Consider the following 18,275-nt stretch of genomic DNA (forward strand, 5'->3'; position numbering starts at 1 on the left):
TTCAGAATCTGTCATTGCGAGGTTACGAAGCAATCTGTTCAATTTAACGATAAATTTTTAAGAATTTGGGCGTTACCACAAGAGTCGCGCTTTCCGCACTCGCTTTTTATTCGTTCCTCTCACAAAAGAGCTCAAACAAATGCTTCAATCGCTAACGCGGGCTTCTTTAGAAACGTTTGTCATTACTATAGAAGTAATCTGTTTATTCAGAGTTCCAATTTTTAAGAGATTGCTTCATTCTTCACAAAGACATCGCAAGAGTATGAACATACTGTCAGTTCGAGTGTTTTTTATTGAAACAAAGTGGAAATAAAAAATGTATCGAGAACTTTTATTTCGCTATAATTCCTCGTTTTTTAATTTCTTTAATCATACGTAAAGCACCTTCTTTAACCGTGTTTTCTTTAAAAATAAACGTTTTTTCGTACAAGGTATTTCCTTCGAAAAAAGTAACCTGAAAACGGTTATTCAATTTGAATAACGCAGGTTGAATATACTCAATTTTAGCAAAAGAATTAGCAGGCAGTTTGTCTAATTTTTTACGAATTAATGACGTCGTTTTTGTTTCAGAAAAACCTTGAGAAACAATGACCATCATTTCTAAATCAACATTTTTATTATTGATGATGTAAACGTTCCAATCATCTGTTTGATACAAATCATTAAATTCATAAACAACAGCCATTTCTACATCTGTAACTTCTGGTATTTGTATGTCTTTTTTCATTTATCTTTTTGTAAAAATTAAAACTTTTTCTCCTTCTGCATTAAAGAACGTTAATGTTTCTTTATCAACTGTATAAGTTTCTATTTTAGATATTGATTTACCAAATGTATTTGAAATTTTCATATCTGGGCACATCATTCTAGTTTCACCAAAATGCGAAAATTCTAAAGACTTTTTATCAATATTAAGTATTGAAGAGAAGTAATTATTACATCCATTGTTACCACTTATTTTTTCTCCTTCTATTTTTATAAAAGGAGTTTTTCTATGGTTTGATAAAGTTTCTTTGGTAATATCTTTTATTTCAGAAACAGTCCAAGTACCTTGAACACTGTTTAAAAAATCAGATTTTGTTTTCTTATTTTCTGAATTTGAACCACATGAAATCATAAGAAATGTACATAAAAGTAAAAGTAATTTTTTCACTTTTTTAATTCCACAATTTATAGAAATCCTCTTTAGAGATAACATCTCCATCACATTCATCAATAGTTAATGTTCCTTCACATAAACCACCAAATTCATCCTCTAGCTTGTTCTCGTTATATTTTGTCAGTTTTTCGTTTTTATAAACAGTAATTTGTTTTAAAACTTCATCTGCATCATTTGTTTCAAAATACCAAGTTGAGGTTCCCCAATCTGCATATTCATCATCTCTATTTTCGTCCCAAAATTGTGAAAAGTATTTCATTATATAACAGATTTAAATTGTTCTAAAAAGCGTTTGTCATTTTCGTAAAACATTCTTATATCTGGTATTTGATATAACAACATTGCAATACGTTCTATTCCCATTCCAAAAGCGTAACCAGAGTATTTTGTTGGATCGATGTTTGCATTTTTCAATACATTAGGATCTACCATACCACAACCCATAATTTCTAACCAACCTGTACCTTTTGTAATTCTGTAATCAGTTTCAGTTTCTAATCCCCAGTAAATATCTACTTCTGCACTTGGCTCAGTAAACGGAAAATAAGAAGGTCTTAAACGAATTTTAGATTTTCCAAACATCTCTTTTGTAAAGTATAAAAGTGTTTGTTTTAAATCGGCAAAAGAAACATCAGTATCTATATATAATCCTTCTACTTGATGAAAAATACAATGTGCTCTTGCAGAAATATCCTCATTTCTAAAAACTCTTCCTGGAGAAATTGTTCTTATTGGAGGTTGATTTTCTTCCATGTAACGTACTTGTACAGAAGAAGTATGTGTTCTTAATAAAATATCTGGATCTTGTTCAATAAAGAACGTGTCTTGCATATCTCTTGCAGGATGATATTCTGGTAAATTTAAGGCAGTAAAGTTATGCCAATCATCTTCAATCTCTGGACCTTCAGAAACTGTGAAACCAATTCTATTGAAAACTTCAATAATTTGATTTTTAACCAATGAAATTGGATGACGAGAACCTAAGTTAATTGGTTCTGATGGACGCGTTAAATCTCCGTAAAAAGATTTCTGACTCGTAGAACTATCTAAAGTTGCATTTAGTTCAGTTACTTTTCCTTCAGCAGCATTTCTTAAACTATTTAAAGCTTGTCCTAAATCTTTTTTAAGTTGCGCATCTACGTTTCTAAATTCAGCAAAAAGTCCTTTTAATAAACCTTTGCTTCCTAGGTATTTAATTCTAAACGTTTCAACTTCTTCTTTTGTAGTTGCATTAAATGCTGTTACATCACCAATCAGTTCTCTTACTTTATCTAACATTTTCAAGGATAATTAAGGTGCAAATTTAATCTTTTTTAAAGAGTTTTAGATTGTATTTGTTAATAAAACAACGACTACTTCTGAAATCGATTGAAATAAGGATATTCTGTTAATATTTTATGAAACTTTTAATTTTGTGATATTGAAAATTTATTATCTTTACGCCGTTAAATTTTTATTAATATCATAAAAAAACATGGATAAAAATATTAAATCTAGAATTGATGAATTCATGGACTTGGTTAAACTAAGAAATAGCCATGAGCCAGAATTTTTACAAGCTGTGCACGAAGTTGCAGAAACTGTAATTCCTTATATCTTAAAAAACGATATTTACTTCGGTAAAAACATTCTTTTAAGAATGGTAGAACCAGAAAGGCAAATATCTTTTAGAGTAGCTTGGGTTGATGATAAAAATGAAATTCAAGTAAATAGAGGATATAGAATTCAGATGAATTCTGCTATTGGACCGTATAAAGGTGGTTTGCGTTTTCACCCAACTGTAAACGCTAGTATTTTAAAGTTTTTAGCATTTGAACAAGTGTTTAAAAACTCTTTAACAACTTTGCCAATGGGTGGAGGAAAAGGTGGTTCTGACTTTGATCCTAAAGGAAAATCAGACAATGAAATTATGCGTTTCTGTCATGCATTTATGAGTGAATTATTTAGACATATTGGCCATAATACGGATGTTCCTGCTGGAGATATTGGTGTTGGAGCAAGAGAAATAGGTTTCATGTTTGGTATGTATAAAAAGTTGAAAACTACATTTACAGGTGTTTTAACTGGTAAAGGAGCTTCTTGGGGAGGTTCTTTAATTAGACCAGAAGCAACAGGTTATGGTAACGTATACTTTGCTCAAAATATGTTAAAAAGAAACAACGATTCTTTTGAAGGAAAAAAAGTAGTGATTTCTGGATCTGGAAACGTAGCACAATATGCTGCTGAGAAAGCAATAGAATTAGGAGCAACAATTTTAACATTGTCAGATTCTAGTGGTTATATTCTAGATGAAGAAGGAATTAATACAGAAAAACTAAAACACGTTATGTTTATTAAAAACGAAAAACGTGGAAGAATTGGTGAATATGTAGAAAAATATCCGAACGCAAAATTTGTTGCAGGAGCAAGACCTTGGTCTGTTGCTTGTGATATTGCTTTACCATGTGCAACTCAAAATGAGTTAAATGGAGAGGAAGCAATAGAATTAGTTAAAAATGGATGTATGTGTGTTTCTGAAGGAGCAAATATGCCTTCTACACCAGAAGCAATTCAAGAATTCCAAAAAGCAAAAATCTTATTTGCTCCAGGAAAAGCATCAAATGCTGGTGGTGTTGCAACTTCTGGTTTAGAAATGAGTCAGAATTCTTTACGTTTAAGTTGGTCTCGTAAAGAGGTTGATGAAAAACTAAAAGATATTATGGAAGACATTCATGATTCTTGTGTAGAATATGGAACAAGAGAAGATGGTTCTGTAGATTATATTTCAGGTGCAAATATTGCTGGTTTTGTTAAAGTAGCAGATGCAATGTTAGCTCAAGGAGTTGTTTAGAAAAATATTTATTAAATTTAAATAATGAAACGCATCAATTTATTTGGTGCGTTTTTTTTGTCCAATTGATAAAAAAAGTTGTTAGTTATTGGTTTTTAGTAATTAGTCTTTGCGTTCTTTGTGTTTAAATATTCATATTAATTTTTATTGATGCTCTTTTTTTCTCTTTTTTTCTTCGGATTTCTTTTCTCTTTTGTGGGTTCTATTACCCCAAGTATGTTAAACATGACTGCTTTAAAAATTAGTTTAGAGAAAGGTAGAGATGCAGCTAATAAGTATGCTTTAGGGGTTTCTGTTGTTGTAATTCCACAAGTTTATATTGCTGTTATTTTAACCAAATACATTGCAGAAAATCCTAAAATATTAGAAACGCTAGAAAAAGCAGGAATTATTATTTTTATCCTGTTGTCTTATTATTTTTACAAAGAATCTAAAAAAAGTAAAATAAAGGTTGAAGGAGTAAATACTAAAAACGAAAATCCTTTTTTAACCGGAATTACATTGTCTACTTTAAACATGTTTGCAATTCCTTTTTTTATTGGAACAGTAATAACTTTAGATATTTTTAAATTATTTAGTTTCGATCTAATTCCAGTGCTATTTTTTACTTTGGGTTCTATAATTGGTACTTTTTATATCCTTTTTTTATATGGAAAATTTGCAAAAACCATTCAGAGTAAAACAGGAAAGTTAACAAAAGACATCAACATAATTCTAAGTATTTTAACTGCTTTAGTTGCTCTTATTTCGATTGTAAAACTGTTTTTTAATTCCTGAAAGTAATTTTTGATACAAAAATTCGACAGATTTAGTATCAAACAAAATAATATGATCTCCCTTCTTTTCTTTGGATTTATTTTTTCCTTTTTAGGTTTTACGCTACCAAGTGTATTAAATATGACTGCTCTAAAAATTAGTTTAGATGGCAGCAAAAGAGAGTTTAGTAAATTTATTTTAGGTGTTTCGTTAGTTGTTTTTATACAAGCTTATATTTCCATTTATATCATACAATATCTTTCTGATAATCCAGCTTTTATAGATCTGTTAGAAAAAGTAGGAATTGTAGTGTTGCTTTTCTTATCCGTTTATTTTTACAAGCAGAATAAGAAAGAGAAAAAACAAATTGAAATCCGTATAAAGAACTCTTTTTTTATGGGTATTTTTTTATCAACATTAAACATGTTTGCAATTCCTTTTTTGTCCGGTGCAGCAGCATTTTTAATGACTTTTAATCTTTTTAGTTTCGATATTGTTTCTACATTATTATTTGTTATAGGATCTGTAATTGGCACGTATTTTATCCTATATTTATATGGAAGATTTGCAAATTTCATTCAACAAAAAACGGGAAATTTAACAAATCACATCAATTTAATATTAAGTTTTATTACAACTAGTTTTGCTGCGTTTACATTCATTAAATTTGTAATATAATTTACGAATTACTTTTTTAAAAAATAATTAAGATCTTACATACTTTTTGTGAGGTTTTTTTGTTTGTAACAGTTACGGTTAACCGTAATGATTTACGTAGTATTTTGTTAACTTACAGGTTGTAAATAAAATTAAAAATGAAAAAAGTAATGTTACTGTGTTTATTATATACAGGCTTCTTAAATGCTCAACTTTTAGATTTAAAAGACAAGGATATTGTTTTTAAAACAGTAAATAAATCTCAAATATTTAAAGTAAATAATTTTAAGTTTATTGTTACTTGGGATAAAAAACTGAGTTATTCTTCAAATTTTGAAAGTCATTATGGAGGTATCGAAGAGCTACAAATTTATAAGGATGGACAATGTATGAATAGTTTTAAAAATATGGAAGACCCAACTGCGTTAGATAGAATTGTATTTCGTTTTTATGATTATAATTTAGATGGCTATATAGATTTTACTGTTCCAATAGATTCAGGAAAAAATACTTGGGAAAAATACTATTTGTATAACCCTACTAAAAACAAATATGAGCATATTGAAACTTGGGATTATCTAAGAATTCAGAAAATAGATAAAACCAATAAACGTATTCTTACACAACCTGATGGGAATGGCGATAATAGAGAATTATTTAAAATTGAAGGGAATAAATTAATTGAGATAGAGAGAAGATGAAAAGAATTTTAATATTGATAAGTTTAAGTTTAATTTGCTGCAAAAACACATCTGACCCTTTTGAAAACATTGCTTTTGGAAAAATATCAAAAAATGATTTCTTAAAAGAAATGATTAAAAATAAAACGTTTAAAATTTTTAAAGAATATAAAAATAGACCAAATGAGATAAGTAGTATTGGTTATGTTTTTAAACATAAAAAAAATGAACAAGAAATGGGGGTTTATTTAAACGAAGAGCGTTACACTAGTAATTATAGTTTTGGAAGTTTAAGAAGAATAGAATTTAAAATAGGAAAAGACACAATTGAGCAAGGTCAAATTTATAGAAATAATGGGGAAATTTCTAAAGAAAAAGTTGATAATTTGTTCGATAGTTTTCTTGAGATAAATGGCAAACCAGATTCTCTATTGATTATAAACGAATATACATCAGAAGATTTTTTTTCAGTAGCAGATAAAATTGATGAAAGATATATTTCTGGTAAAAAAGCTATTTGGTTAAAAAATAATTATAAAATAATTTTTGAAATTCCAACCTTAAGAAAAGCAAAAAGAATAATTTATCAAAAACCAAAGGAGAGAGATGTGAAAATAGTATACGAAATGAAAAACTATAAAGAATATTGGATTAGTTTTCAAGACTCTATTACATTCTCTTCAAAACCTAAAGATCTGGTTTGGGTTTCTACAAAAGATTGTATGTGGTCAAATGTATATGATAAATACAATGATACTAAACTTGAAATTGAGTTTTATCAAATTTCAAGACGAGATCTCAGTGAACAAAAAATAAAAGCTATAAGATTCGATTTAATAATTGAAGATTCTTTTAAAGAAGAGTTGTATAAACATGAAAACCTTACGATTGAATTAAAAAGTGGATTAGGACATTCAGGTGATCTTTATTTAAATAAAATATTCTCAGTTAAATTCAACAGTAAAAAAGACTCAAAGCTTGTCAGGTTAAAAAACTATAGTAAAAACAATAAGGTCAATATTATTTGTAAAGTTAAATTAATTCTATTTGAAAACGGCTCAATTATAAAAGATTAGATTACGATTAATCAAAAATGAAAAAAGTGGAAGAGAAAAAAATGAAAATAGCAGGAAATTTAACTATTGATGAATGGAATGAGTTAAAAGAAAAATTAAAACCCGAAAATGATGAATTATGGGGGTTAGGAGCACACTTTTTTGAAGAACGAATAAAAACAAGATACTTAACACCAATACACGCAATACAAAATTTAAACCTAAACGAAGGTGAAGGTTTTGCAATGGTAAATCTACAATGTTCTTTAATAGAAACTTTTGAGTGTTTTATTAATGGGTGGATGTTTGATAAGAATAAATGGTGGAAAGAAACAGGTTGTAAAGAAAAGATACTTGTTGTGAAAGATCAAGAGGGAGAAAATATAAAAAATGGCTATATTTTTGAGCAATTTTTTAAAGACTTTAGTGATTCTTTTGATAATATTAATGGTGGTGATTTTTATTCAAAGGTTCGTTGTGGTTTACTACACGAAACTCAAACAAAAGGTAATTGGATTATAAGAGTTGCTAAGGAGAATAATGATAAGTGTTATGAATATGATGATGGTAATAACATAATCTATAGAAATAATTTTCAAGAAAAATTAGAAGAACTACTTGAAGAGTATAGTAAAGCCATTGCTGATGGAAAAAAGTTTGAAGAAATAGGAATATCAATAGAAGATTTAAGAAAAAATTTCAGAACAAAAATGAATCACATTTGTAAACAATCAGAATTATGAAAATAGCAATATTAGGTTGGGGTTCGTTATATTGGCAACCCAAAGAATTAGCGTTTGATAAAGAGTTTGATTGGGAAAATGATGGGCCAATTTTACCTATAGAATTTGCTAGAATTTCTACAGATGGTAGATTAACATTAGTTATTACTTCTGATGGAACTGAAGTAAAAACGTTATACGCTTTATCAACATACAAAACTGTAAATGAAGCTATTTTAAACCTTGCGATAAGAGAAGGTTCAGGTAGAAAAAGTATTGGGTATTATGATAAAACGTCAGGCGATTTTATGCCAGAAAAATTTCAATTCAAAACAAAAATTAGAGAATGGATTCATAAAACTGATTTCGATGCCGTTATTTGGACTAATTTAGGTGAAAAATGGTTGGTAGAAAATCTATTGATTTCATCAAATGAAAGATGTGATTATTTGAGGAATTTAAAAGGAAATAAGAGCGCTTTAGCAGAAGAATACATTAGAAAAACACCTGTTCAGATTGAAACAAAATATAGAAAACTAATTGAAAAAGAATTAAACTGGACACCAATTATATGAAAATCACTAAAAATAACATCCTTCAAGGAAAACATAACAAACCAATTGTAACAGATGTTTTTTACAAAGAAGATCATCAACCAAAAAAAGTGGTGATTTTTTGTCATGGTTATAAAGGTTTTAAAGATTGGGGAGCTTGGAATTTAATGGCAGCGTCTTTTGCCAATGCAGGTTTTTTCTTTATTAAATTTAATTTTTCTCATAATGGAGGTACAGTTGAACAACCAATAGATTTCCCAGATTTAGAGGCTTTTGGTAATAATAATTACTCTAAAGAACTAGATGATTTAGGTAGTATTATCGATTGGGTTTCTACAAATTCTGATTTTAAAGAGAAAGTAAATCTAGATGATATTTCAATTATTGGTCATAGTAGAGGTGGAGGAATTGTACTTTTAAAAACGAATGAAGATACTCGAGTTAAAAAAGTAATTACACTTGCTGGAGTTTGCGATTTTGAAAAAAGAACAGCAACTGTTGGCGATTTAGATCAATGGAAAACTGAAGGTGTAAAATATGTTTTAAATGGAAGAACAAAGCAAAATATGCCTCATTTCTACCAGTTTTACGAAGACTTTATTCAGAATAAAGAACGTTTAGATGTTCAAAAAGCAACAAAAAATTTAAAGATTCCACATTTAATAATTCATGGAGATAATGATACTTCTGTATTGATTAATGAAGCAGAAAGTTTAAAAAAGTGGCATCCAAAAAGTGAATTTAAAATTATAGAAAAAGCAAATCATGTTTTTAATGTTTCTCATCCTTGGAAACAAGGAAACCTATCAAAAGAATTAGAAGAGACAACAAATTTTTGTATTAACTTTTTAAAATAAAATTGTCATTACGAATGAGGAACGAATGAAGTAATCTGTCTATTTAAAATGAGATTGCTTCTTAAAATCGCAATGACAAACAACATCTTTTCGTACTTTCGAAACATGGAATTACAACCTCCTTTTAGAAAAATAATTCATGTAGATATGGATGCTTTTTATGCATCGGTAGCAGAATTAGACAATCCAGAATTAAGGGGAAAAGCAATTGCAGTTGGTGGCGAAGGTAGAAGAGGAGTTATTTCCGCAGCAAGTTATGAAGCAAGAAAATTCGGAGTAAAATCTGCAATGAGTGGCACTTTAGCAAAACAAAAATGTCCGCATTTAATTTTTGTAAACACAGATTTTAAGCGTTATAAAGAAATTTCATTAAAAGTTAGAGAAATATTTTACGAGTATACAGATTTGGTAGAACCACTTTCTTTAGACGAAGCGTATTTAGACGTTACAGAAAATAAGAAAGGAAATCCGTCTGCAAATACAATTGCGAGAGAAATTAGACAGCGTATTTTTGATGAAACAGGTTTAAGGGCATCCGCAGGAATTTCTATTAACAAATTTATAGCCAAAGTAGCTTCTGATATAAACAAACCTAACGGGCAAAAAACGGTTCATCCAGAAGAGGTGCTTCAATTTTTAGAAGAATTGCAGGTGAATAAATTTTACGGTGTTGGTAAAGTTACCGCAGCTAAAATGTATAATCTAGGAATATTTGTGGGTAACGATTTAAAGAAAAAATCGATAGAAGAATTGGTAAAACTCTTCGGTAAATCTGGCGGTCATTATTATAATATTGTTCGAGGAATTCATAACAGCCCCGTAAAACCAAATAGAATTCGAAAATCTGTTGCAGCAGAACGTACTTTTTTAGAAAACATTTCTTCAGAAATTTTTATGATAGAAGAGTTAGAAAAAATTGCAGAAGAGTTAGAGAAAAGAATGATAAAATCGGATACAAAAGGTAAAACAATCACCTTAAAAATTAAATATTCAGATTTTACACAACAGACAAGAAGCAAAACGAAAGCTAATTTTATGCAGACAGAAAAAGAGTTTTTTCCTGTGGTAAAAGAATTATTGTTTCAAGATAAATTAGTAAATTCAGTTCGATTATTAGGCTTGTCGTTTAGTAATTTAAATACGATAAAAAAAGACCCTTTCTGGGTTCAGTTAAAGTTCGATTTTGATACTAAGTATCTTTAAGTATTATCAGCAAAGTGTTCTTTAGAACGCTACTGAAATCAAAATGTATTTGATTGAAAGTATCTCGTGAAGCTAATGAGGAGAAATCTTAAGAGATTTCTCAATCGCTTAAAAACCTCATTTCTAAATGACAAAAAACATAAATTATGATTAAAATTATCAGAACAAATTCAGAACATCCAGATTTTATCAAATTGGTAAAAGAATTAGATGCGTATTTAAAAGTTATGGATGGCGACGAACATGATTTTTACAATCAATTTAATAATATTGATGTTTTAAAAAATGTTGTTGTAATTTATGCTGATGAAGTTGCTGTTGGTTGTGGAGCAATTAAAAAGTTTGATGAAACTTCTGTTGAATTAAAAAGAATGTTTGTTGCTACTGAAAAAAGAGGTTTAGGAATTGCACAAAAAATACTAACTGAATTAGAAGTTTGGGCAAAAGAATTGGGTTTTAAAAGTTGTATTTTAGAAACAGGAAAAAGACAAGTAGAGGCAGTTGGTTTTTATCATAAATGTGATTATAAAATTATTTCAAATTACGGGCAATATAAAAAAATGGAAAACAGTATTTGTTTTGAAAAAACATTTTAAATGAACTATAGTTATTGGGAATTAAAAGAGTGGTTTACAAACATCGATTTTACTATTGTTGGTAGTGGAATTGTGGGGTTAAACTGTGCTTTAGAGCTCAAGATAAAATACCCAAAAGCGAAGGTTTTAATCCTAGAAAAAGGAATGTTACCTCAAGGAGCAACTACTAAAAATGCAGGTTTTGCTTGTTTTGGAAGTTTATCAGAAATTATCGATGATTTAAATTCTCATACAGAAGAAGAAGTTTATAATTTGGTTAAAAAACGTTGGGAAGGATTAGCGCTTTTGCGTAAAAACCTAGGTGATAAAAACATTGATTTTCAACAAAATAAAGGATTCGAATTATTTGATTCTCAAGATTTTTTTGAGGAATGTATTTCGAATAAAAATCAAATAAATGAGTTGTTAAAACCAATTTTTAAAGACGATGTTTTTTCGGTTTGTAGTAATAAATTTAATTTTCAAAAAGTACATCCAAAGTACATTACAAACAATTTTGAAGGTCAGCTTGATACCGGAAAAATGAGTTTTGAATTATTGAATAAGGTTCAAAAATTAGGTGTAAAAATTTTAAATAATATTACAGTCGATAGTTTTTCTGATTTAAATAATATTGTTGAAGTAAAAACGGATAAAATTAACTTTAAAACCAATAAATTATTTATAGCCACCAATGGTTTTTCAAATAAATTATTAAATGAAAAAGTAGCACCTGCAAGGGCACAAGTTTTAATTACGAAACCAATTAAAAATTTACATATAAAAGGAACATTTCATTTAGATAAAGGGTATTATTATTTTAGAAATATAGATAATAGAATTTTATTTGGAGGAGGAAGAAACCTTGATTTTAAAACGGAAGAAACTACTGAATTTGGGCAAACAGAAATCATTCAGAATGAATTAGAAACTATTTTAAAAGAAACGGTTTTACCAAATATAAATTTTGAAATTGCACATAGATGGAGTGGAATTATGGGAGTTGGAAATCAGAAAAAAGCAATTGTTAAAGAAGTTTCAGAAAATGTTTTTTGTGGAGTTCGCTTAGGTGGTATGGGTATTGCAATAGGAAGTTTAATAGGAAAAAAATTAGCATGTTTATTAGATTAAAATATATAGTATTGGTTTTCGTTTTAAGTGCTTTCACTTGTTTTTCTCAAGAGTTGGTTCAAAATAATACAGAAACAACAATTACCTTTAAAATAAAAAATTTTGGAGTTAATGTAGATGGTAGTTTTAGTGATTTTTCATTTTTAAGTAACTTTAATTCTAGTAATTTAGAAGAGAGTTTTTTGAATGCAGAAATTAGCGTAAAATCGATTTCTACGGGCTCTAAAAGTATGGAGGAACATTTATTGAAATCAGATTTTTTTGATGTTGAAAAACATCCAAATATTGTGTTTAAATCTTCTGAAATAATAAAAGATACTAACGATAAATATTTGATAAAAGGTTCTCTGTTTATAAAAGGTGTCGAAAAAAAGATGGAAGTTCCTTTAGAAGTAAAGCAAGCAAAAACGGATGTTACAATTTCTGCTAATTTTGTTCTTAATAGAAAGTATTTTGGAGTTGGAGGAAGTAGTTTTGTACTTTCTAAAAAAGTGAATATTAAAATGATATATGTTGCAACTAAAAATTAAAGAAGTTCTTTTTAAAGAATGTCAAGACTTTGTAAACAAACGTTCAAAAACTGTCGAAGACATCATTTCATCGAACCAAAAAGCATTGCAATCAGAAACTAAAAGTTCTGCTGGTGATAAGCATGAAACTGGGCGCGCAATGTTGCAACTAGAAATGGAAAAAGCAGGACAACAACTTGCTGGAATTAATCAAATGAAATTGATTTTGGCTCAAATTAATATTTCAAAAAAGACAGAAATCGCTCATTTAGGCAGTATTGTTGAAACAGATTTTGCTAATTATTTTCTGTCTATTTCTACAGGAAAAATAATGGTTGAAGATAAAATCTATTTTGCAATTTCTTTATCATCACCTATTGGAAAACTGTTATTGGGTAAAAAACGCAATGAGGAGTTTACTTTCAACGGAAAAACTTTTCAAATTAAAAATATTATATAAATCTTCAAAAAGATTGTTTTTAAATTTTGTTTGTTATTTTTACAATATAAAAATTGGTTAACCAATTTAAAAACAACAAAATGAAACTATATTCTTATCAAATACTATTACTTTTTATTGCAATCCTTTTTTGTGGTAATTTAAAAGCACAAACGCTCGTTAATAACGATTCAGAATTACAAGCAGCAATTTCTAACGCTTCTGCAGGGTCAGAAATTGTTTTATCAAACGGAGTTTGGACAAACGTTCAAATTAGTATCAATAAAAACGGAACAGCTGCAAACCCAGTTATTTTAAGGGCAGAAAATGTGGGTCAGGTTTTTATAGAAGGAAATTCTAACATTCAATTAGGTGGAAATTATATCTTTTTTAAAGGTTTTGTTTTTCAGAATCCATCAAGTTTAGTTTCTAGTGGAGATAGAATAGATCCTATCATCGCTTTTAGAGATGCTAGTAATAATGAGTGTAATAATTGTGTTGTAAACAATATTAAAATTGATAGTTATAATGGTACTTCAACCCAAGCTACAGATACTTTTAAATGGGTTATTGTTTATGGCCAAAACAATGAAATAAGTCATAGTTCTTTTGTTGGTAAATACGGAATTGGAAGTATTATTAATGATAATAGAAATGATACAAACCCAGATTACACAAAAATTCATCATAATTATTTTGCTTCAAGAACTCCTGTTGGCGTTGTAAATGAATTGAATGATCAAGACGCTATTAGAATAGGTAATAGTTCTACATCATTATCCGATTCTTATACAGAAGTGTATGATAACTTGTTTTATGATTGGTCTGGTGAAGTGGAAATTATATCAAACAAAAGCGGAAAAAATAAGTATTACAATAATACTTTTAGCGATTATCAAGGAACTTTAACTTTAAGACATGGTAATGGTTCTGAGGTTTTTAACAACTACTTTTTCGCAAATAACAATCTTCTTTCTGGTGGAGTTAGAGTGATTGGAGAAGATCATAAAATCTATAATAATTATTTTGAAGGTGTAAATTCTTTAAAACCAAGTGGAAGTAAAACAAATACTGCTGGAGGAATTAACATTACAAACGGAAGACCAGATTCTGAGTTAAATGGATATTATCAAGTGAAAAATGCAACAATTGTTAATAACACTTTTGTGAATTGTGATTATGGTGTAAGAATTGGAACGAAAGTAAAATCGGATTTAACATTGGCGCCAGAAAACATCATTTTAGCAAATAATATCATGTTAAATACAAGTATTAGCGCTTACGATTTACAAACGAATCCGATAGGAAGTTCTGTTTCTGAAGGAAATATCAACCAGAATGGAAATTGGGATTTAACAAATGGTACAAATAACAATCAAACAGTTTCTGCGGATTTATTAGAAACAGGAACCGGTTTTTATAGAATTAGTTCAGCAAGTGCAGCAGTAAATTCGGGAGTTGGTAACTATTCTTTTTTGAGTGATGATATTCTTGGAGGAACAAGAGATTCTAATTTTGATGCTGGTGCAGAAGAATTAAATTCAAACGGAAAAAATTTTCCATATAAAGTTGAAGATGTTGGTGAAAAAATAGGTTTTTTATCTGGAGAATCTAACCGATTATCAACATCGGTAAATGAAATAAATTATGCCATTTCTGGAGGAACTTTAAATTTTTATATTAATTCTAATATTAATTGGACGGTTTCTGAAAATGCCGATTGGTTAGAATTAAATACTTTAAGTGGAAGTGATAATGAAACCATTGAAATAACAGCATCAGAAAATAATTCTGGATCTTTAAGAACTGCAACTATTACTGTTTCTGAAAATGATGGAACTTTAACAGCAACAATAATTGTAAATCAATCTATTGATGCATTTAGTATTGATGACGCTGTTTCAATTACAGATTTAACAGTTACAGGTGTTGGTACACAAGACCCAAATATTCCAGAAAATACTTTAGATGATATTGATGATACACGTTGGTCTGCAAATTCTAGTGATGGATCAGCATATTTAACGTACGATTTGCAATGTAAAAGAACAGTGACAAGTGTAAAAATTTATTTTCATAAAGGAAATTCTAGATCGTCAAGTTTTAAAATAGCGACTTCTAATGATAATGTAACTTATACAGATGTAACTAATGTTTTAACAAGTTCTGGAACTACAGTTGGGTTCGAAGATTTTCCTCTTCCATCAAATACTGAAGTAAGATATGTTAGAGTTTTTGGATATGGAAATTCTGAAGGATCTGGTTGGAATAGTTATGAAGAAGTTCAGGTTTTTGGTGATGAAAATTGTGCTTCTTTAAGTGTAAAAGATAATTCATTACAAGAAATTGGTGTTGTTTTGTACCCTATACCAACAAATACCAATTTTTTAAATATTAAATCTCAAACAGAAAAAATTGGTCAAGTAGAAGTATTTGATATTCATGGAAAATCATTGATAAAGAAAAATATAAATCAGCTTTTAGGAAAAATTGAAGTTGGTTTTCTTTCATCAGGAATCTATATTATAAAAGTAAGAGATGTTTTTAGTCGATTTATAAAAAACTAATTCCTAAAAACCGTTTATTTATAAAGCGTTATTTTTACAAAAAAACATTTTACTTACAATCATTTTTTAATGAAGAAAATATTACTTTTAGCATTCCTTACTGTTTCAATTTCTGCAAGTGGTCAATCAAGTCTTAAAGATTTTTTTAAACTTTCTGGTCCAAAAAGAACTTGGGTATTATTTCATCCTTTTAAAGCAAAAAAATCTTTAAAAATATCTAAAGAAACGAATCGAATTGCAGATTCTATTTCAAAAACAGATGTATTAGATGGTGATGGTTCTGGTGGTCAGGTAGATGCTTTTAGACATGCTTATTGGATGGCTAGATTAACCCAAAAAATGGGTAAAAGAGCTGCTTGTTCATTAGGAAAAGCGCATGAAAAGGAAAACTATTTAACGTATAAAAAAAGAAAATTAGAAGACGGAGTTGTACCTGATGAAATAGCATCAGAAATGGATTTATATAATAATGATCAAGGAATAAAATTGATTTCTAAAGGAAGTAAAGTCTCTAAAAAAGGATTAATTTATAGAATTATTAATGCTATTAAATCTGGGAAACTTAAAATTCTAAAAAAGGATAAAAAGGGTAATTTTTTAACTTGTAAAGGAGAAGTCATTGCCAAAGAGGAACTTAAAGGAAAATGGAAGAATAATAAGTGTTTAATTTCATCAGAAAAGGATAAAAACCTCCCTTATAATAAAGAATAAAATCACTACAACGTATTCGGTCAATAGACATAGTGCTTAGGGGAGATATAATTAAAATAACCAATAACAGTAAGGCTTTAATTGATATTTATCATAAAAATTTCATTCAGTAAATTCATACTTTTGCTGAAGTAAATATAATTCAGGTTTTCATAAAACTAAACAATACAAAATATGGAACTTATTTCAGACTTACTCACTAAAGATTATTTTGTGTTATTTCTGGTTATCGGTCTTGGAATTGCTCTTGGAAATGTTCGAATAAAAGGGATTAATTTTGATACTTCAGCTGTTATTTTTGTTGCTATATTTTTCGGCTATTTGTATAATTTAAAAGGCATAACTTTTAGTATTCCACCTATTATACAACGTGTGGGATTGGTTTTGTTTATTTACACAATTGGTATGCAAGCGGGGCCTTCCTTTTTTAGTTCTTTTAAAGAACAAGGAACAAAATTAATTGTCTTGGCAGGAATCACTGTAATAACAGGAGGAATTACAGCGATATCTATTTCTTACATCTATGATGTAGATATGAATATGATGAGTGGTTTACTAACAGGAGCATTGACATCGACACCAGGTTTAGCGGCATCCATTCAATCTTCTCATTCTCCTTTAGCTTCTATTGGTTACGGAATTGCGTATCCATTTGGGGTTTTAGGTGTTATTCTATTTGTGAAATTAGGACCTTCTTTATTTAGGGTAAATATCAAAAAAGAAGAAAATGAATTTGAAGAAAAATCGAGTTCTTCAATGCCAATGGTTATAAATAAAAACTTGATTATTTCTAATGAAAACGTTCATGGAAAAACAATTGATGAGTTGAGAATACGTTTCATGACAAAGGCGAATATTTCACGTATTATGAAGCCGAATCAACCACCTTTCTCTCCAACACCTAAAACAATTCTAGAAACAGGAGATATTATTAAAGCGGTAGGGACTGTAAATGCATTAAATAGAATTCAGGTTTTGTTAGGTAAAATTACCGATATAGAAATTCCTAAAAGTGGAACTTATGATGTAAAATGGTATGTAGTAAGCAACGATACGGTGGTAAATAAAACGATCCAAGAACTAAACCTTCTAGAAAACTATTCTGCTACAATTACGCGTATAAGAAGAGCAAGTATAGATTTATCTCCTCATCCTACAACCAAAATTAAATATGGAGATAAAATTTTTATATCTTGTTCTAAAGGAAATGTACCTGCAGTAACGCAACTTTTTGGAGATAGTTTAAAAAGAATTGGACAAACTAGTTTTTTACCCGTTGCATTTGGTATTGCGATAGGTATTATTCTTGGTTCTATAGCTATTCCAATAGGAGGTTTACAACTTAAGTTAGGCCTTACAGGTGGTGTACTTCTTGCTTCAATATTTTTAAGTTGGAAAGGAAAAACTGGTCCAGTAATTTGGAACCTTCCTGGTCCAGCAAACCAAATATTAAGACAATTTGGATTGTTATTATTTTTAACTCCTGTAGGTTTAAAAGCGGGTCAAAGTTTAGTTTTAGCGATTCAAGAACATGGAGCTATTCTTTTTCTTTACGGAGCACTTATTACGTTGATGCCTATGATTATTACAGTTTTAACTGGGCGTTTTTTACTTAAAATTAACTTTTTATCTATATTAGGTGCCTTAACAGGAGGAATGACATCAACCCCAGGATTGAGTGCAACAGGTTCAATGACCGAATCTGAAGCGCCACAAATTGCCTATGCAGCAGTATATCCTTTTTCACTAGTTCTCATAATTGCTATGGCAGAAATCATGGCAATACTATAAATAATCACATAAATATATAAACAATGAAATAGCGAAACCCCTTTATTAAAACGATTCTAAATAACCAAAAAATCAGTGT

At 29.0% G+C, this 18,275-nt stretch carries 20 protein-coding genes; 16 read left to right on the plus strand and 4 right to left on the minus strand.

The genetic code is table 11. The features are described 5' to 3' along the window. Window positions 1-331: 331 nt before the first annotated feature. The 4 genes from BTO07_RS11785 to pheS are packed head-to-tail and all read right to left on the minus strand — an operon-like array spanning window position 332 to window position 2,437. The gene (locus BTO07_RS11785; protein WP_087521419.1) at window positions 332-727 is read right to left on the minus strand and encodes a hypothetical protein; all 396 of its coding nucleotides are present in this window, start codon (window positions 725-727) and stop codon (window positions 332-334) included. Then, window positions 728-1,153: an META domain-containing protein gene (locus BTO07_RS11790; protein ID WP_157663339.1), complete on the minus strand. Its 426-nt coding sequence runs from the start codon at window positions 1,151-1,153 to the stop codon at window positions 728-730. 4 nt (window positions 1,154-1,157) lie between these two features. Beyond that, window positions 1,158-1,418 carry a hypothetical protein gene (locus BTO07_RS11795; protein ID WP_087521421.1) on the minus strand — a complete coding sequence of 87 codons (261 nt, stop codon included), beginning with the start codon at window positions 1,416-1,418 and terminating at the stop codon, window positions 1,158-1,160. Beyond that, the gene (gene pheS, locus BTO07_RS11800) at window positions 1,418-2,437 is read right to left on the minus strand and encodes a phenylalanine--tRNA ligase subunit alpha (RefSeq protein ID WP_087521422.1); all 1,020 of its coding nucleotides are present in this window, start codon (window positions 2,435-2,437) and stop codon (window positions 1,418-1,420) included. The genes BTO07_RS11795 and pheS overlap by 1 nt, the downstream gene beginning before the upstream one ends. Before the next feature lie 196 nt (window positions 2,438-2,633). On the opposite strand from pheS, the gene gdhA reads away from it, so the two are divergent. From gdhA to BTO07_RS11880, 16 genes are all read left to right on the plus strand, one after another. Then, window positions 2,634-3,989 carry an NADP-specific glutamate dehydrogenase gene (gene gdhA, locus BTO07_RS11805; RefSeq protein WP_442956787.1) on the plus strand — a complete coding sequence of 452 codons (1,356 nt, stop codon included), beginning with the start codon at window positions 2,634-2,636 and terminating at the stop codon, window positions 3,987-3,989. A 150-nt stretch (window positions 3,990-4,139) separates the two neighbouring features. After that, window positions 4,140-4,766: a LysE family transporter gene (locus BTO07_RS11810; RefSeq protein ID WP_087521423.1), complete on the plus strand. Its 627-nt coding sequence runs from the start codon at window positions 4,140-4,142 to the stop codon at window positions 4,764-4,766. Window positions 4,767-4,817: 51 nt separating this feature from the next. After that, window positions 4,818-5,423: a LysE family transporter gene (locus BTO07_RS11815; protein WP_087521424.1), complete on the plus strand. Its 606-nt coding sequence runs from the start codon at window positions 4,818-4,820 to the stop codon at window positions 5,421-5,423. Between the two features lie 137 nt (window positions 5,424-5,560). Next, on the plus strand, window positions 5,561-6,103 hold the full coding sequence (locus BTO07_RS11820) for an XAC2610-related protein (protein WP_087521425.1): 543 nt from the start codon (window positions 5,561-5,563) through the stop codon (window positions 6,101-6,103). Then, window positions 6,100-7,158: a hypothetical protein gene (locus BTO07_RS11825; protein WP_087521426.1), complete on the plus strand. Its 1,059-nt coding sequence runs from the start codon at window positions 6,100-6,102 to the stop codon at window positions 7,156-7,158. Before BTO07_RS11820 ends, BTO07_RS11825 begins: the two co-directional genes overlap by 4 nt. A 17-nt stretch (window positions 7,159-7,175) precedes the next feature. Next, on the plus strand, window positions 7,176-7,880 hold the full coding sequence (locus BTO07_RS11830) for a hypothetical protein (RefSeq protein WP_198342461.1): 705 nt from the start codon (window positions 7,176-7,178) through the stop codon (window positions 7,878-7,880). After that, a complete protein-coding gene (locus BTO07_RS11835) occupies window positions 7,877-8,434 on the plus strand; it encodes a hypothetical protein (RefSeq protein WP_198342462.1) in 558 nt (185 codons plus the stop codon). The genes BTO07_RS11830 and BTO07_RS11835 overlap by 4 nt, the downstream gene beginning before the upstream one ends. Continuing rightward, complete coding sequence (locus BTO07_RS11840) at window positions 8,431-9,270, plus strand: alpha/beta hydrolase family protein (protein WP_087521428.1); 840 nt, start codon at window positions 8,431-8,433, stop codon at window positions 9,268-9,270. Before BTO07_RS11835 ends, BTO07_RS11840 begins: the two co-directional genes overlap by 4 nt. A gap of 105 nt (window positions 9,271-9,375) precedes the next feature. Continuing rightward, a complete protein-coding gene (gene dinB, locus BTO07_RS11845) occupies window positions 9,376-10,473 on the plus strand; it encodes a DNA polymerase IV (protein WP_087521429.1) in 1,098 nt (365 codons plus the stop codon). A 146-nt stretch (window positions 10,474-10,619) separates the two neighbouring features. Beyond that, window positions 10,620-11,069 (plus strand): GNAT family N-acetyltransferase, encoded by a 450-nt coding sequence (locus BTO07_RS11850; RefSeq protein ID WP_198342463.1) that lies wholly within the window; start codon window positions 10,620-10,622, stop codon window positions 11,067-11,069. Next, entirely contained in the window at window positions 11,070-12,179 is a 1,110-nt protein-coding gene (locus tag BTO07_RS11855; RefSeq protein WP_087521431.1) for an NAD(P)/FAD-dependent oxidoreductase, read from the plus strand. It begins immediately after the preceding gene. Further along, window positions 12,164-12,709: a YceI family protein gene (locus BTO07_RS11860; RefSeq protein ID WP_232457023.1), complete on the plus strand. Its 546-nt coding sequence runs from the start codon at window positions 12,164-12,166 to the stop codon at window positions 12,707-12,709. Before BTO07_RS11855 ends, BTO07_RS11860 begins: the two co-directional genes overlap by 16 nt. Continuing rightward, window positions 12,690-13,148, plus strand: a complete 459-nt coding sequence (locus BTO07_RS11865; RefSeq protein WP_087521432.1) for a 3-oxoacyl-ACP synthase — start codon at window positions 12,690-12,692, stop codon at window positions 13,146-13,148. The genes BTO07_RS11860 and BTO07_RS11865 overlap by 20 nt, the downstream gene beginning before the upstream one ends. 80 nt (window positions 13,149-13,228) lie before the next feature. Next, window positions 13,229-15,694 carry a chondroitinase-B domain-containing protein gene (locus tag BTO07_RS11870; RefSeq protein WP_157663340.1) on the plus strand — a complete coding sequence of 822 codons (2,466 nt, stop codon included), beginning with the start codon at window positions 13,229-13,231 and terminating at the stop codon, window positions 15,692-15,694. Window positions 15,695-15,763: 69 nt separating this feature from the next. Next, window positions 15,764-16,405, plus strand: coding sequence for a DUF6973 domain-containing protein (locus tag BTO07_RS11875; protein ID WP_087521434.1), 642 nt, complete (start codon window positions 15,764-15,766; stop codon window positions 16,403-16,405). Window positions 16,406-16,579: 174 nt separating this feature from the next. Next, window positions 16,580-18,196 (plus strand): aspartate:alanine exchanger family transporter, encoded by a 1,617-nt coding sequence (locus BTO07_RS11880; RefSeq protein WP_087521435.1) that lies wholly within the window; start codon window positions 16,580-16,582, stop codon window positions 18,194-18,196. The last annotated feature ends 79 nt before the right edge of the window (window positions 18,197-18,275 follow it).

Origin of the sequence: Polaribacter sp. SA4-12 (assembly GCF_002163675.1) — a bacterium.
In the GTDB taxonomy this organism is placed as follows: domain Bacteria; phylum Bacteroidota; class Bacteroidia; order Flavobacteriales; family Flavobacteriaceae; genus Polaribacter.